The following is a 16085-nucleotide window of genomic DNA, read 5'->3' as shown; positions in this document are numbered from 1 at the left end:
TTTTTTGGCTTAACAATCAGCAGGTTAACTCAGTTAAGCCAAAAGTATTCGAAATGAAGGCAAAATTATATCCCACTGAAGCCCTCCTGTGTCACGCTCTTTTTCCGGCGATTTTCGTGACTTAGGCTGAAAACGCGTCATCTTTAGCGCATTTTGTAACCTGTTCGCGCTAAGCCAGAGCGGAGCGGACATCCAGAGAGCGGCAGGACGTTCTGTACAGCGGGGGCAAAGAAGGGGCCCCTTGAAAGCACTCTGCACCGGATAAGTATACCTCAGCCGCGACCGCAGACTGATCCAACCTCAGGGTGATAAAAAAAGCCCCTCGCTGCGAGGCGAAGGGCTTTCAGGGCTGGCGGATAATGCCTTATTTATCCAGGGCGTACGCGATAACGTAATCGCCACGGTCCGGCGACTGGCGCGCGCCGCCTGCTGAAATCAGGATGTACTGCTTACCGTCTTTCGGTGAAACATAGCTCATCGGGCCGCCCTGGCTGCCGACCGGCAGACGCGCTTTCCACAGTTCTTTGCCCGTAGCGCTGTCGAATGCGCGCAGGTAGTAATCCTGCGTACCGGCGATAAACACCAGGCCGCCCTGCGTGGCGAGCGTGCCGCCAAGCGTCGGCATGCCTACCGGCATCTGCGCGCGCATTTTGATGCCGAACGGGCCGGTATCCTGCACGGTGCCGACCGGAACCTGCCACACCACTTTTTGGGTTTTCAGATCAATGGCGGAGAGGGTGCCAAACGGCGGCTTCTGGCAAGGAATGCCAAGCGGCGACATAAAGCGGTTCTTGTTTACGGCATACGGCGTGCCTTTGAGCGGCACCGCGCCCATACCGGTATTGATAGCTTCGCCGCCGTTGCTGCCGCGCGAGATAGCGCTGGTGTCAGCCGGGATCATCTGCACCCACAGACCCAGACGCATATCGTTAACGAAAATGTAGTGATTATTCGGGTCAGTCGAGAGGCTGCCCCAGTTCATGCCGCCGAGCGATCCCGGGAAGCTCAGGGACTTATCGGTACCCGGAACGGTGAAGAGGCCGTCATAACGCATCTCTTTAAATGCGATGCGGCAGGCGAGCTGGTCAAACGGCGTGGCGCCCCACATATCGGATTCTTTCAGCGTTTGCGCGCCGATCTGCGGCATGCCGACCGAGTGAGGCTGCGTTTTGGTGTACTGCTCGTTTGGAATGTTGCCTTGCTTCATCGGCAGCTCTTTGACTTCCGTCAGCGGCTTGCCTGTCAGGCGATCCAGCACGAAAATCTGGCCCGCTTTAGTGCCAAACACCACCGCAGGTTTGCTGCCGCCCTCTTTTTGCGGGAAATCCAGCAGGGTAGGCTGCATGGGAATGTCGAAGTCCCACAGGTCGTTATGAACGGTCTGGTATACCCACTTCTCTTTGCCGGTGGTGGCGTCAAGCGCGAGGATAGATGCGCCATATTTATGATCAAGCGGTGTGCGGTTGCCGCCCCACAGGTCAACAGACGAACTGCCCATCGGGATAAAGACGGTATTCATAGCCGGGTCGTAAGACATCGGCGCCCAGGAGTTCGGCGTACTGCGAGCGTAATTCTGGCCCGGCATCAGCACCGCGTTGGGGTTATCGTTGCCCGGGTCGAACGCCCAGCGCATTTCACCGGTGATGACGTCGAAACCGCGCAACACGCCGCCTGGCATGTCAGTCTGGACGTTATCCGCCACGCGGCCGCCGACAACCACCGTCGTGCCGGCAAGCGTAGGGGCTGAAGTAAGCTGGTATTTAGGATCCTGCGCGTCGCCAAGGCCCGCTTTCAAATCCACTACGCCGTGGTTGCCAAAGCCTTCACAGAACTCGCCGTTATCTGCGTTAATCGCAATCAGACGCGCATCAATGGTGTTCATCAGAATGCGGCGCTGGCAGCTGGCGTCAGCGGCCATGCTCACGGTTTTAACCGGTGTCGAGCCCGGCACGGTCGGCTGGCTCAGCGGTTTGGTCGCGTCGAAGTAAGCCAGTCCGCGGCAGCGGTTCCACACTTCCGCTTGCGCATTAATTTCGCGCTTCCAGAGTTGCTTGCCGCTGTTTGCTTCAACGGCGATAACGTTATTGTGCGGCGTGCAAAGGTAAAGCGTGTTGCCGATTTGCAGCGGCGTTTGCTGATCTTCCGCGCCGTTGCCGGTCGGGCTATCCGGAATGTCGCCGGTATGCATAGTCCAGGCGACTTTAAGATCTTTAACGTTATCACGCGTGATTTGATCGAGCGCGACAAAACGGCTGCCGCCGGGCGTGTTGCCATAATTGGCCCAGTCAGTCTGCGCGTTGTCTTTCGCAACCGGCACCAGCGGCAGCGGTTCGCCTTTAAAAGCGACGGGGGGATGCGGCAGGAACATCTGCCAGAAAGCCACCAACATGCCGAGCAGAATCAGCCCGCTGAAGGACCACGCCGCGCCGCGATGGGTCGGTTTGCCTTCACGTTTGCGAAGCGCGGGCCAGGTGGCGGCGATAAGCAGCATCAGGCCTGCCGGCACCATCAGGCGCGACACCAGCGGCCAGAAATCCCAGCCTGCATCGAACAGCGCCCAGATCAGCGTGCCAAAAAAGACCAGCGCGAACAGCGGACCGGCGGAAGACTTACGGCGAAAAAGCTGAATAGCCGCGAGCAGGGTGATTACGCCTGCTACCAGGAAGTAGGCGCTGCCGCCAAGCGACAGCAATTTGCCACCGCCAATGACAAAGAAAAGGCCGATGGCAAGCAACACCAGCCCCAGCAAAGCAGACCAGATACCCAGCGCGCGCGACGGCCGGGTGTAATTTTCAGACATAACAATTCTCCAGATAACGCGCCAGCGGTTAGCCGGGGCGAAGTACAGCGTTGGGATGTGATGGCGAGCAGACGGGCGTCTTCTGACCAGATAAAATAATTATACCACCTGGTTCATTGATGTGAATGGTGTCGGCAAAATTTGTTACGAATGAAAGTTAAATTGTTAAATGTGAAGGGTGACATGAACCGATTGGGTAAAGCGAGGGCGTTAAAAAAAGATTAAAAAAGCCCGGCGCGGTGCCGGGCGGAGAGAGGAATTAACGGTCTTTACGCCAGGCGTCGGCGGTCAGCGCCTCGCCGAAATGGCTGGCGATAAGCCGTTTTGTCAGTTCATGCAGCGGCGACGCCAGCACATCCGCCGTCGCGCCGCGCTCCACGACTTCGCCCTGATGCATCACCATCACCTGGTCGCTGATATGCTTCATCATGCCGATATGCTGCGTGACGTAAATATAGGCGATGCCCTGCTTTTCCTGCAGCTCGAGCATCAGGTTTATCAATTGCGAGCGCATCGACATATCGAGCGAAGCGAGCGCCTCGTCCGCCACAATCACTTTCGGGCGCAGGATCAGCGCGCGCGCCAGCCCCAGGCGCTGTTTCTGGCCGGGCGCAAGCATGTGCGGATAGTAGCTTGCGTGATCTTCCAGCAGCCCAACCATGCGCAGGGTTTCAATGATGCGTTTTTTTCGCGCCTGCGGCTCCAGGTCGGTGTTCAGGCGCAGCGGGAAATCAAGGATCTGCGAAATTCGCTGGCGCGGGTTAAGCGAGGTGGAGGGATCCTGGAAAATCATCCTGATGCGCTGGCTGCGAAAGGCGTAATCGCCAAAATGCAGCGGATGATCGTCAATCATCATATCGCCCGTGGTGGGCGCTATCATTCCGGCGAGCATTTTCGCAAGCGTCGATTTGCCCGAGCCGTTTTCGCCGATAATCGCCAGCGTCTGCCTTTCGCGCAGGGTAAAACTGAGCGGCTTTACCGCCTCTATGGTCTGACGATGGAACCAGCCGGTACGGTAGCGGAAGGTTTTACTGAGATTACGGATCTGTAAGAGGGTCTCGACCATTTCACTCTTTCTCCATGTTCAGGGGGAAATGGCAGGCGAAATAGTGGCCGCGCGGGCCATCGAGCCGCGGCGTTTCGATGCATTTGCGCTGAGCGTACGGGCAGCGAGGACCCAGACGGCAGCCAATCGGTAAATGCTCAAGCAAGGGAATCGCGCCAGGCAGCGTATTGAGGCGGCTTTTATGCGGCATCGGGCTGCCGAAGTCGGGGATAGCCCGGATAAGCGCCTGCGTATAAGGGTGATGCGGCATGGAAATTAAGTCTTCGCTCGGCGCGGTTTCCACCGTCTGCCCGCAGTAAAGCACATTGATGCGGTCCGCCCACTGGCTCAGCATCTGCAGGTCATGGCTGATAAGCAAAATCGTGGTGTTGTTGTTCTGATTAAGCCGGGTGAGCAAACGGAAAATTTGCGCCTGCGTCGTGGGCTCCATGGCGTTGGTCGGCTCATCGGCAATCAGCAGACGCGGCTGGTTCGCCAGCGCGATAGCTATCATCACCTTCTGGCATTCGCCCTCGGTCAATTCGTAAGGAAAACTGCGCATAGCGTCTTTGTGATCTTTTATCCCGACGCGGTGCAAAAGCTCAATGGCGCGACGCTTGCGCCAGCCGAAACGTTGCCACCAGCGTCCTTTATAAGTCCAGGCGGGAATGTTTTGCATCAGTTGGCGACCTACGCGTTCTGAGGGATCAAGACACGACTGCGGCTCCTGAAAAATCATTGATACATTATGGCCCACCAGGCGGCGGCGCTCGCGCGGCGACAGGCGCAGCAAGTCAATATCGGCAAAACGCATGCGGTCGGCTGTCACGCGCCAGGAGTCTTTCGTGACGCCGCAGATGGCTTTAGCGATAAGACTCTTCCCTGACCCCGATTCGCCCACCAGCCCGCGGATTTCGCCTTCGGCAAGGCTCAGGCTGACGCGATCTACCGCCTTAACCCAGCCTTCGGCCGTTTTGAGTTCAATCGTCAGATTACGGATATCAAGTAACGGCATTATTCCACCCCCGCATTGATGGCGCGGCGGATGCCTTCGCCCAGCAGGTTAATCATCAGGACGCTTATCATAATCGCCGCCCCTGGCAGCATGACGGTCCAGGGCGCAACGTAAATCAACTCCAGCGCATCGCCAAGCATCGCGCCCCATTCAGGCGAAGGCAGTTGGGCGCCCAGGTCGAGGAAGCCGAGCGCGGCGATATCAAGGATGGCCATTGAGAACGCGCGGGTGATTTCGGCAACCAGCACCGAGGCGGTATTCGGCAGCACTGCAAACCACAGAATATTAAAGGTGGTGGCGCCATCGAGACGCGCCGCCACAACATACTCTTTCTCCAGTTCGTCGTGCACCATGCCGTAGACCGAGCGAACGATTCGCGGCAGCAGGGCAAGCCAGACGGCGAACATTGCGTGCGTCAGGTGCGGCCCGGCGAAAGCGACCACGATTATCGCCAGCAAAAGGGAGGGGATGGAAAGCAGCGTATCCAGAATATGGTTCATGACCGCCGAGCGCAGGCCGTGGGTTGCTCCGGCAAGCACGCCGAGCGCCAGTCCGCATAAGGTGGCGGCGAGCGTCACGACAAACGCGCCGCCTACCGTGGGCGCCGCGCCGCTGAGCAGGCGGCTCAGCACGTCGCGCCCCAGGTCGTCAGTGCCCAGGAAAAACGAAACCTCGCCATAGCGCGACCACGACGGCGGCAGCAGTTGATAGCCTAAAAATTGTTGATCAATCCCATAGGGAGCGAAAAGCGAACCAAACAGGCAGAGCAGCACCAGCCCGGCGCAGCCATAAAGGCCGACCATCGCCGCCGTGTCGCCGTAAAACTTGCGCCACACGGTGCGCAGCGCGCCGGGGGGGCGCTTTTCGCTATAAACATTATCGTAAGGCATACCAGTCCTTATGTTTCAGCGGATTAGCGAGCGCGCCGAGAAGATCGGAGAGCATATTAATCAAAATGACCAGTGAGCCTATTACCATCACGCCCGCTGAAATAGCGGCATAGTCTTGCTGACGAATGGCGTTAACCAGCCACCGCCCGAGGCCTGGCCAGCTGAAGACCATTTCGGTAATCATCGCCAGCGTCAGCATGGTGGAAAACTGCAGACCAAGGCGAGGGATCACCGGCGGCAGCGCGTTATGCAGCACGTGGCGGCGTAAAATGGTGAAACGAGAAAGCCCGCGCGTGGCGGCCGCTTTAATATAGTTTTGCTCAAATACCTCCATGGTGCTGATGCGCATCAGGCGCACCACCTCGGTGGTCGGCGCTACCGCAAGCGTAATCACGGGCAGCACCATATGGCGCAGCGCGCTGACCATCATTTCGTGCCGCCACGGCGAGTCGGAAAGCCAGGCGTCGATAAGCGCAAAGCCAGTGACGTTTTTCACTTCATAAAGGAGATCAAACCGTCCTGAAACCGGCAGCCAGCCAAGCGTCAACGAGAAAAAGAGCGTAAAGAGCAGCGCCAGCCAGAAAACCGGAATTGAAAAACCCAGCAAGGCCAGCACGCTAATAAATTTATCCTGCCATTTGCCGCGCATGACGCCTGCCGCCATCCCCACCGGGATCCCCACCAGCAGCGCCAGGCCGAACGCCAGCAGGCAAAGCTCCATTGTCGCCGGGAAAACTTCACGCAGCTGCGTAGTGATAAGCTGGCCGTTAATGCTCGAGACGCCAAAATCCCAGTGCACGACGCTTTGCAGCCAGAAAAGCCAGGCATTCCAGAATGAGGCTCCCTGCAACGGGGCGTGCGGCGTGAAATAGCTCAGGCAAAATCCCACCTGGGTAAGAAAAAACAGGGTCACCAGAAGCAGCACAAGACGCCGAATGGTGTAAATAATCATGGTTTTTTTACCTCCGCGTTATCGCGGGATACGCCAGCGAAAGAGGCATTGCCAAAGGGGCTCAGCACCAGGCCTTTCATATCGTAACGGTAAGCCTGCAAACGAAGAGACGAGGCCAGCGGCAGTACCGGCAACTGGTCGGCCAGCATATGCTGCGCGGCGGTATAGGCCTCTATCCTGGAGGCCAACTGCTGCGAAGCCAGCGCTTTTTGCAGTAAGTTGTCAAACGGGCGGTTGCACCAGTGGGCATAGTTAGTCTGTGAATGAATCGCCGCACAGCTAAGCAGCGGGCGGAAAATACTGTCCGGGTCGTTGCTGTCGGTGGTCCAGCCGGCAAGCGTTAAGTCATGCGTCATATCCATCAGCCGCGCCTCCTGGAAGCGGCCTTCCACCGGCACGATTTTCACTTCGACGCCAACCTGCGCCATATCCGCCTGGATCAGTTCAGCGGTTTTGAGCGGGCTTGGGTTCCATGCCTGAGAGCTGGTCGGCACCCACAGCTGCAGCGTCAGGTCATGAATGCCCAGTTCGCGCAGCTTTTCCCGCGCGCGACGCGGATTGTACTCGGTCACTTTTGACTCATTGTCATAAGCCCAGGAGGCGCGCGGCAGAATAGAGGAAGCGGTTTCCGCGGTACCGTAGTAAATAGACTGCATCAAACGTTGGTTGTTGATGGCGAGCGCCAGCGCATGCCGTACTTCCGGGTTGTCCAGCGGCGGTTTGCTGGTGTTGAACGCCAGATAAGCGATATTCATGCCGGGACGCAGGTTCAGGCGCAGGCGCGGGTCGTCACGCAGAATGGTGAGCTGGCTGGCGGCGGGCCAGGCAAGCACGTCGCATTCGCCAGTCAGCAATTTGGAAAGACGCCCGGTGCCGCCGGAGCCTAAATCCACCACCACCTGCGGCATCAGCGGCTGGCCGCGCCAGTAGCCATCATGACGAACCAGCCGGATATACTGCCCGGCTCTGTATTCGCTCAGTTTAAAGGGGCCGGTGCCGACCGGCTCGCGGTCAAACTGCTCTTGTTTGTCGCTCGCGGTGAGTTTATCAGCGTATTCCGCGGACATGACCGAAGCGTAATGGGTCGCAAGATGCCACAGGAAAGAGGCATCCGGTTTCGCCAGGCGAAACTCTACCGTGCGGTTATCCAGTTTACGCACGCTTTGCACGCTTTCGGCAAACTGCAGGCTATCGAAATAGGGATAACTCGCGCCGTTAACCGCATGCCAGGGATGATTGCGGTTAAAGATGCGCTGGAAGCTGAATACCACATCATCCGCATTCAGCGGGCGGGTAGGGGTAAACCAGGCCGTAGACTGAAAGTGAACATTGTTACGCAGGCGGAACCGGTACGTCGCGCCGTTATCCAGCACTTCCCAGCTTTCCGCCAGTTCAGGCACCAGACGATAAGTATAAGGATCCACATCCAGTAAACGGTCATAAAGCTGGGCGGCGAGCGTATCGACAATAAGTCCGCTGCCCGCTTTCTGGGGAGTAAACGTATTGACCTGGCCGTTAACACAATAAACAAACCCGCTTTGACGAATATCGGCGGGCTGTTCAGCGGACGCAGCCAGCGTCTGGCCGCTCAGCAAGCCAAGCGTCAAAAGCAAGGGGGGTAAAATTGCACGCATATATTTTTAGGTTATGAAGGCTCTAGCCAAAGTGTATCGCACCTGACATAGCTTCGTAAAAAAAGTCTGACTGCGTAAGCGCGCCGCTCAGGCCGTCTGGTGTTTTTTCATCAGCGCCCGCAACTGATGGTAGGTCAGGCCGAGCAAGTCGGCGGCCCGTTTCTGGTTATATTTCGCCTGAGCAAGGCTCGCTTCCAGCAGCGTCTTCTCCTGGTCGTGCTGCCACTGGCGCAGATCCAGCGGCAGCGCGGGCGCGCCAGGAGAGGCGGTGGGCTCCGGGTCCGGCGCCCGGGTGCGATTGAACGGGTCAAGAATAATATTATCCACCGGCTCTTCGCTGCTGCCGTGGCGGTATACCGACCGCTCCACCACATTTTTCAGCTCGCGAATATTGCCAGGCCAGGCGTAGCCCAGCAGCGTATCTTGCGCATCGGGGCTAAAACCGGGGAAGAGCGGCAACCCAAGCTCGCGACACATCTGAATGGCGAATTGCTCCGCCAGCAGCATGATATCGCTGCGCCGCTCGCGCAGGGGAGGGAGTTGAACGACGTCGAAGGCGAGCCTGTCGAGCAGGTCGGCGCGGAATTTATCTTGCGCCACCAGGGTTGGCAGGTCTGCATTGGTGGCGCAAACCAGGCGCACATTCACCTGCAGCGGCTGGCTGCCGCCCACGCGCTCCAGTTCGCCATATTCAATCACGCGCAACAGCTTTTCCTGCACCAGCATCGGCGCGGTGGCCAGCTCGTCAAGAAACAGCGTGCCGCCATCGGCGCGCTCAAAACGCCCCGGGTGGCGTTTCTGCGCGCCCGTAAACGCGCCCGCCTCGTGGCCGAACAGCTCTGAATCAAGCAGATTTTCATTAAGCGCGGCGCAATTAAGCGAAATAAGCGGCCCTTGCCAGCGGCGGGAGAGGTAGTGCAGACGGTTAGCGATAAGTTCCTTGCCCGTGCCTCGTTCACCGATGATCAACACCGGTTTATCAAGCGGCGCCAGCTGTGAAACCTGCTCCAGCACCTCAAGAAAACTGTTCGCCTCGCCAATCAGATTATCTTTGTATTCAGCCATGATGAATTTCACCATTTGTTGGTGGATATCACCACTGTAGCCTGGTTTGCCGCAGCGGTAAAATTATCCATAACAAACAAAATCAAATGGTTGCGAAACTGGCATGCTAATTGAATTAAACAAGCAAGCAGGGCGACCGACGCCTCAATGCCTGAATAATGAAAGAGGATTATGTTATGGGTATTTTTTCTCGTTTTGCCGACATCGTGAACGCCAACATCAACTCGCTGCTGGAGAAAGCGGAAGATCCGCAAAAGCTGGTGCGCCTGATGATTCAGGAAATGGAAGATACGCTGGTTGAGGTGCGCTCCACTTCCGCTCGCGCGCTGGCGGAAAAGAAACAGCTGGCTCGTCGCATTGAGCAAGCTACCGCGCAGCAGAACGAATGGCAGGAAAAAGCCGAGCTGGCGCTGCGTAAGGATAAAGACGATCTGGCGCGCGCCGCCCTTATCGAAAAACAGAAGCTGACTGACCTTATCGCCGTACTGGAAGAGGAAGTCACTCTGGTTGACGAAACCCTGGAGCGCATGAAGAAAGAGATAGGCGAGCTTGAGAATAAACTGAGCGAAACCCGCGCGCGCCAGCAGGCGTTGACGCTGCGCCATCAGGCAGCCTCATCTTCCCGCGACGTCCGCCGTCAGCTGGATACCGGTAAAATTGATGAAGCCATGGCGCGTTTTGAATCTTTCGAGCGCCGTATCGATCAGATGGAGGCGGAAGCGGAAAGCCACCGCTTTGGTAAACAGAAATCGCTCGACCAGCAGTTCTCTGATCTGAAAGCGGACGATGAAATCAGCGCGCAGCTGGCGGCGCTTAAAGCCAGAGTTCAGCGCGACGAGCAGTAAAATAACAAAAAGGGCCGCGGCAGTGAGCTGCCGCGGCGACTCACCTGTAAGGAGTACACATGAGCGCACTTTTTCTCGCCATTCCGCTGACTATTTTCGTCTTGTTCGTGGCCCCTGTCTGGCTGTGGCTGCACTACAGCAACCGCTCTACAGGGAATCTGAACGCTAACGAACGTCAGCGGCTGGTACAGTTAACGGAAGAGTCCCGCCGGATGCGCGAGCGTATCCAGGCGCTGGAACAGATCCTGGACGCCGAAAACCCCAACTGGAGAAACAGCTAATGACGAGTGCATTTAACGGCCGCAAGCTCTGGCGCATTCCACAGCAGGGCATGCTTAAGGGAGTCTGCGCCGGGCTTGCCCACTATCTTAATGTGCCGGTTAAGCTGGTGCGGTTGATTGTTGTGCTGTCGCTCTTTTTCGGGCTCGCGTTTTTTACGGTAGTGGCTTACATCATCATGACTTTCGCGCTGGATCCAATGCCAGCCGACGCGATGGATAACGAGGCTCAGGCCACCAGCAGCGAACTGCTTGACGCCGTGGACGCCGAATTGGCGGCGGGGGAGAAGCGGCTGCGGGAGATGGAACGTTACGTCACCTCCGACGCCTTTACCCTGCGCGGAAGGTTCCGTCAGCTATAGTATTAACACAAGGGTTATACGAGGAGGGCCGATGAACGAAACATCCCGTTGGCAAAGACTTTCGCGCTCGGCGAAGCCGGGGCTGAAGCTCGCCACTAAACTTGTAGCGCTTACGGCGCTGCGCTACGGCCCGGCAGGCATTGCAGGCTGGGCGGTAAAATCGGTTGCCCGCCGTCCCGCTAAAATGTTGCTTGCATTTGCTCTGGAGCCGCTGCTGCGGCGTGCGGCAAATAAAATTTCTTCGCGCTACGTTGATAAACCCCGCCGCAAATAGCGGCGATTTTTTTGCGTCAATTATTTCTTGCCTGCGATACGCCAGTAATTTGGCGTATTTCACATTTATCACCTTTTTCTTTTTTTATTTAGGTCTTATTCCGAAAATGCGGCGGAAGGCGTGTTGACAGCTAATAAGGCCGGGAGTAGGCTCATTTTCCGTGGGACCGCTACCATGGAAAAGAAAAATGGATGCCATAAAAAACTCTCTCGCCGCGATATACGGTGAAAAATTTAAAGAAGAACACTACCTACGCTTATCAGAAAATATGAATAACGCCCGCCGGGAAATCAACGTTTCTCGTAAAAGAGGGTGGGATGAAAGCGATGTGGTATTGATTACGTATGCCGACCAGTTTAGTTCACCGGGCGAAAGTCGACTCGCTACTTTTAAACGTTTTTTTGATAATTATTTACGCTCGACTTTCTCGCATGTGCACCTTCTGCCTTTTTATCCCTGGTCTTCGGACGACGGTTTTTCGGTTATTGACTATCACCAGGTTGACCCGATTAATGGCGACTGGGATGACGTAGCACGCCTGGGACAAAGCGCCCGCCTGATGTTTGATTTTGTCTGCAACCATATGTCGGCGAAAAGCGAATGGTTTCGCAATTATCTGCACCAAAAGCCAGGCTATGAAGATTTTTTTATTGCGGTGGACCCGTCGACCGATCTTTCCGCCGTCACACGCCCGCGCGCGCTCCCTTTGTTGACGCCTTTTACGCTTGCCGACGGCCAGGTCAGACACCTCTGGACAACCTTCAGCGACGATCAGATAGACCTTAATTTCGCGAGTCCAGAAGTGCTGCTGGCGATGGTAGACGTGCTGCTGCACTACCTCAAAGAGGGGGCGCAGTATGTCCGGCTCGACGCGGTGGGTTTTATGTGGAAGACGCCAGGCACCTGTTGCATTCACCTTGAGAAAACGCATCTGCTGGTGAAACTCTTTCGCGCTATTGTGGACTATGTTGCGCCTGGTACCGTCATCATCACGGAAACAAACGTCCCGCATAAAGACAATATTTCCTACCTGGGCAACGGGCATGACGAAGCGCAGATGGTTTATCAATTCCCGCTGCCGCCGCTGGTGCTGCATGCTATTCACACGCGTAGCGCCCGCACGCTCTGCGACTGGGCCAACAGCCTTGATGCCAGCGGCGGCGACACGACCTGGTTTAATTTTCTTGCTTCCCACGACGGCATCGGGCTCAATCCGCTGCGCGGCATTCTGCCCGAGGCGGAAATCCTGGCGCTGGTGGAAGACCTGCAGGCCGAGGGCGCGCGGGTTAACTGGAAAAATAACCCGGACGGCAGCCGCAGCCCTTATGAAGTGAACGTCACGTATATGGATGCGCTTAACACCCGCGGCTGTAGCGACTCAACAAGGCTGTCCCGTTTTCTTCTGGCTCACGCGATTCTGCTGAGCTTCCCGGGCGTGTCGGCGGTTTATATTCAAAGCATTCTGGGCTCGCGCAATGACGAAGAGGGCGTGAAGCGACTGGGTTATAATCGCGCGATTAACCGTCAAAAATATACTGAGGCTGAAATAGCGCAAGCGCTAAACAGCAGTGGCAATTTACGTCATGAAACCTGGCGGCAATTAAGCCATTTAATTAATGTTCGTCGTAATCATGCCGCTTTTCATCCGGACGGTGAATTTCGTGCGGAATTACTCAGTGAGCAGCTTTTCGTTATTGTTCGCCGCGCCTTAAATGGCGAAGAGATTAAGGCAATATTTAATCTGGGAAATACGGCGCAGACGGTGTTATTAACGGAAGGCTGGCGTCGTGAATTAATAAGTGATGCCGTAATTAACGCGCCGGAAATTACCCTCAACCCCTGGCAGGCAATGTGGCTTAGCAAAGCATAAAAGGAACGCATTATGTGGAAAAATAAACGCGTGCTGTTATCAGCACTGGTGGCGTGCGCCCTGATTTCAGGTTGTAAGCAAGAGGATAACGCCACCACCATTGAATTTATGCACTCCTCCGTTGAACAGGAGCGCCAGGCGGTAATTAATCAACTCATCGCGGAGTTTGAAAGAGAAAATCCCGGCATCAGGGTTAAACCAGTGCCGGTGGAAGAGGACGCCTATAACACCAAAGTCACTACCCTCGCACGTTCAGGCTCCCTGCCTGAAGTTATCGAGATAAGCCATGACTACGCCAAGGTGATGGATAAGGAACAGCTTATCGATCGCGATGCGGTGCAGCAGGTTATTGCCGGAATTGGTGAAGGCATGTTCTATGACGGCGTATTGCGCATCGTTCGTACCGAAGATGGCAAAGCCTGGACGGGGGTGCCGATGAGCTCCTGGCTGCAGGGCGTCTGGTATCGTAAATCAGCGCTCGCCGGGGCGGGTCTGAGCGAGCCGACAGGCTGGGACTCGCTGCTGACCGCCGCCGCCAGGCTTGCTAATCCGGCGCAAAAAAAATATGGCATTGCGCTGCCAACGGCGGAAAGCGTGATGACCGAACAGGCTTTTTCCCAGTTCGCGCTTTCTAACGGCGCCAATGTGTTTAATGCCCAGGGGGAGATAACGCTCGACACGCCGGAAATGCGCGAGGCGCTCAATTATTACGGCAAACTCGCTGCACTCGCAATGCCCGGCTCTAATGACGTTATGGAAATTAAAGACGCTTTCATGAACGGCACGGCGCCGATGGCCATTTACTCCACCTACATCCTGCCCGCCGTCTTTAAAGAGGGCGACCCGAAAGATCTCGGCTTTATCGTGCCGACGCAAAAATCCTCCGCCGTTTACGGCATGGTTACCTCTCTGACCATTACCGCCGGGCAAAGCGAGGAGGAGACTGACGCCGCGGAAAAATTTATCGCTTTTATGGAGCAAGCGCCTCACGCCGCGCAGTGGGTGCTGATGTCTCCCGGCGCGGCGCTGCCGGTGAACAAAGCGGTCGTCGATACGCCCGCCTATAAGGCGAACCCGGTCATCCAGGCCTTTAGCGTGCTCACTAATGAACTGATCGCCCAGTATCCCAACGTGCAAGTCTTCGGCTCGGTTGGCGATAAGAACTTTACCCGTATGGGCGACGTAACGGGCTCCGGGGTCATCAACGAAGTGGTAAATAGCGTAACGGTCGGCCAACAGGCGCCGCAATCCGCGCTCGCGAAGGGGCAGAAGCGCCTCGTTGAACTGGTGCAGCAGCACTAATTCTCTGCACAAGGAATGACGTTCATGAAGAAAGTGCTTTCCGGCCGTTCTGATATGCCGTTCGCCATGTTCCTCCTCATGCCCAGCCTGCTGTTGCTGGGAGGGTTGGTCGCCTGGCCAATGCTATCGAATATTGAAATCAGTTTCCTGCGCCTGCCGCTGAACCCAAGGTTAATCTCGCGGTTCGTTGGCCTGGATAATTACATCAAAATACTTACCGATGCCGCGTTCTGGCATTCGCTGTGGGTGACGTTCTGGTACACCGCGCTGGTGGTGCTTGGCAGCACGACGCTTGGGCTGGCGATCGCGATTTTCTTTAACCGGGAATTCCGGCTGCGTAAAACGGCCCGTTCGCTCGTGATCCTCTCCTATGTTACGCCGTCGATTTCGCTGGTGTTCGCCTGGAAATATATGTTTAACAACGGCTATGGCGTAGTGAACTGGATCGCAGGCGACTTGCTGCACTTCTATGACGAGGCGCCGCTCTGGTTCGATAACCCTGGCAGCAGTTTTGTGCTGGTGGTGCTGTTCGCCATCTGGCGTTATTTCCCCTACGCCTTTATCTCGTTTCTCGCCATTCTTCAGACTATCGACAAATCGCTCTACGAGGCGGCGGAGATGGACGGAGCCAACGCCTGGCAACGTTTTCGCATCGTCACGCTGCCCGCCATTATGCCTGTGCTGGCGACAGTACTGACGCTTCGCACCATCTGGATGTTTTACATGTTCGCCGATGTCTATCTGTTAACGACGAAAGTCGACATTCTGGGCGTCTATCTCTACAAAACCGCCTTCGCGTTTAATGACCTCGGTAAAGCCTCGGCGATTTCAGTGGTGCTCTTCATCATCATTTTCGCTGTCATCCTCATTACCAGAAAACGGGTGAATCTCCATGGCAACAAGTAAACGTACGCTTCGCCGCATCAGCTTTTACGCCGGGCTGGCGCTCTTTCTTATCTTCACGTTGTTTCCTTTCTTCGTGATGTTGATGACCTCGTTCAAAAGCGCGAAAGAGGCGATATCGCTGCACCCGACGCTGTTCCCGCAGCACTGGACGCTGGAGCATTATGTCGACATTTTTAACCCGCTGATCTTTCCGTTTGTTACCTATTTCCGTAACAGTCTGGTGGTTTCTTTAACCGCCTCCGGCGTGGCGGTGTTTATCGGCATACTGGGCGCGTATGCGCTCTCGAAGCTGCGCTTTAAAGGACGTATGACCATCAACGCCAGCTTTTACACGGTCTATATGTTCTCGGGCATTCTGTTGGTCGTGCCCTTATTTAAAATCATCACTGCGCTTGGCATTTACGATACGCAACTTGCCATCATCCTCACCATGGTGACGCAAACTCTGCCTACCGCAGTATTCATGCTGAAAAGCTACTTCGACACCATTCCGGATGAGATTGAAGAAGCGGCGATGATGGACGGTCTTAACCGTCTGCAAATTATCTTCTACATCACGGTGCCGCTCGCGGTATCCGGTCTGATATCGGTCTTTGTCTACTGCTTTATGGTGGCCTGGAACGATTATCTGTTCGCTTCCATTTTCCTTTCCAGCGCTGGCAATTTCACGTTGCCGGTGGGACTGAATGCGCTCTTCAGCACGCCCGATTATATCTGGGGACGCATGATGGCGGCATCGCTGGTCACCGCCTTGCCGGTGGTTGTGATGTACGCGCTTTCTGAACGTTTTATTAAGAGCGGTTCGACTGACGGTGGCGTGAAGGGCTAACCGGGTCATTTTTAATAC

Annotated in this window: 15 protein-coding genes; 8 read left to right on the top strand and 7 right to left on the bottom strand. The window is 56.0% G+C overall.

What is annotated here, in order from left to right:
- Positions 1–364 precede the first annotated feature (364 nt).
- The 7 genes from IEX01_RS07780 to pspF form a co-directional block, all read right to left on the bottom strand.
- Complete coding sequence (locus IEX01_RS07780; protein ID WP_188723609.1) at positions 365–2800, bottom strand: glucose/quinate/shikimate family membrane-bound PQQ-dependent dehydrogenase; 2436 nt, start codon at positions 2798–2800, stop codon at positions 365–367.
- A gap of 259 nt (positions 2801–3059) precedes the next feature.
- Positions 3060–3866: a putrescine export ABC transporter ATP-binding protein SapF gene (sapF, locus tag IEX01_RS07775; RefSeq protein WP_024556137.1), complete on the bottom strand. Its 807-nt coding sequence runs from the start codon at positions 3864–3866 to the stop codon at positions 3060–3062.
- 1 nt (position 3867) lies between these two features.
- The gene (gene sapD, locus IEX01_RS07770) at positions 3868–4860 is read right to left on the bottom strand and encodes a putrescine export ABC transporter ATP-binding protein SapD (RefSeq protein ID WP_024556138.1); all 993 of its coding nucleotides are present in this window, start codon (positions 4858–4860) and stop codon (positions 3868–3870) included.
- The gene (gene sapC, locus IEX01_RS07765) at positions 4860–5750 is read right to left on the bottom strand and encodes a putrescine export ABC transporter permease SapC (protein WP_024556139.1); all 891 of its coding nucleotides are present in this window, start codon (positions 5748–5750) and stop codon (positions 4860–4862) included. Before sapC ends, sapD begins: the two co-directional genes overlap by 1 nt.
- Positions 5737–6702, bottom strand: coding sequence for a putrescine export ABC transporter permease SapB (sapB, locus tag IEX01_RS07760; protein WP_188723608.1), 966 nt, complete (start codon positions 6700–6702; stop codon positions 5737–5739). Before sapB ends, sapC begins: the two co-directional genes overlap by 14 nt.
- Positions 6699–8336 carry an ABC transporter substrate-binding protein SapA gene (gene sapA, locus IEX01_RS07755; protein WP_024560143.1) on the bottom strand — a complete coding sequence of 546 codons (1638 nt, stop codon included), beginning with the start codon at positions 8334–8336 and terminating at the stop codon, positions 6699–6701. Before sapA ends, sapB begins: the two co-directional genes overlap by 4 nt.
- Positions 8337–8423: 87 nt before the next feature.
- Complete coding sequence (gene pspF, locus IEX01_RS07750; protein ID WP_188723607.1) at positions 8424–9401, bottom strand: phage shock protein operon transcriptional activator; 978 nt, start codon at positions 9399–9401, stop codon at positions 8424–8426.
- 176 nt (positions 9402–9577) lie between these two features.
- Between pspF and pspA the strand changes: the two genes are divergently transcribed.
- From pspA to IEX01_RS07710, 8 genes are all read left to right on the top strand, one after another.
- Positions 9578–10246, top strand: a complete 669-nt coding sequence (gene pspA / locus IEX01_RS07745; RefSeq protein ID WP_024556143.1) for a phage shock protein PspA — start codon at positions 9578–9580, stop codon at positions 10244–10246.
- A 59-nt stretch (positions 10247–10305) separates the two neighbouring features.
- On the top strand, positions 10306–10527 hold the full coding sequence (gene pspB / locus IEX01_RS07740) for an envelope stress response membrane protein PspB (RefSeq protein ID WP_024556144.1): 222 nt from the start codon (positions 10306–10308) through the stop codon (positions 10525–10527).
- The gene (gene pspC, locus IEX01_RS07735) at positions 10527–10886 is read left to right on the top strand and encodes an envelope stress response membrane protein PspC (protein WP_024556145.1); all 360 of its coding nucleotides are present in this window, start codon (positions 10527–10529) and stop codon (positions 10884–10886) included. The genes pspB and pspC overlap by 1 nt, the downstream gene beginning before the upstream one ends.
- 31 nt (positions 10887–10917) lie before the next feature.
- Complete coding sequence (gene pspD / locus IEX01_RS07730; protein ID WP_024556146.1) at positions 10918–11160, top strand: phage shock protein PspD; 243 nt, start codon at positions 10918–10920, stop codon at positions 11158–11160.
- Positions 11161–11347: 187 nt separating this feature from the next.
- Positions 11348–13030 carry an alpha-amylase family glycosyl hydrolase gene (locus IEX01_RS07725; protein ID WP_188723606.1) on the top strand — a complete coding sequence of 561 codons (1683 nt, stop codon included), beginning with the start codon at positions 11348–11350 and terminating at the stop codon, positions 13028–13030.
- Between the two features lie 12 nt (positions 13031–13042).
- Positions 13043–14332 (top strand): ABC transporter substrate-binding protein, encoded by a 1290-nt coding sequence (locus tag IEX01_RS07720; protein ID WP_188723605.1) that lies wholly within the window; start codon positions 13043–13045, stop codon positions 14330–14332.
- A 24-nt stretch (positions 14333–14356) separates the two neighbouring features.
- A complete protein-coding gene (locus IEX01_RS07715; RefSeq protein WP_188723604.1) occupies positions 14357–15238 on the top strand; it encodes a carbohydrate ABC transporter permease in 882 nt (293 codons plus the stop codon).
- Positions 15225–16067 carry a carbohydrate ABC transporter permease gene (locus IEX01_RS07710; RefSeq protein WP_024560148.1) on the top strand — a complete coding sequence of 281 codons (843 nt, stop codon included), beginning with the start codon at positions 15225–15227 and terminating at the stop codon, positions 16065–16067. Before IEX01_RS07715 ends, IEX01_RS07710 begins: the two co-directional genes overlap by 14 nt.
- Positions 16068–16085 lie beyond the last annotated feature (18 nt).

It is taken from the genome of Franconibacter daqui (genome assembly GCF_014644275.1).
In the GTDB taxonomy this organism is placed as follows: Bacteria; Pseudomonadota; Gammaproteobacteria; order Enterobacterales; family Enterobacteriaceae; genus Franconibacter; species Franconibacter pulveris.
This window is presented reverse-complemented; position numbering and strand designations above follow the sequence as displayed.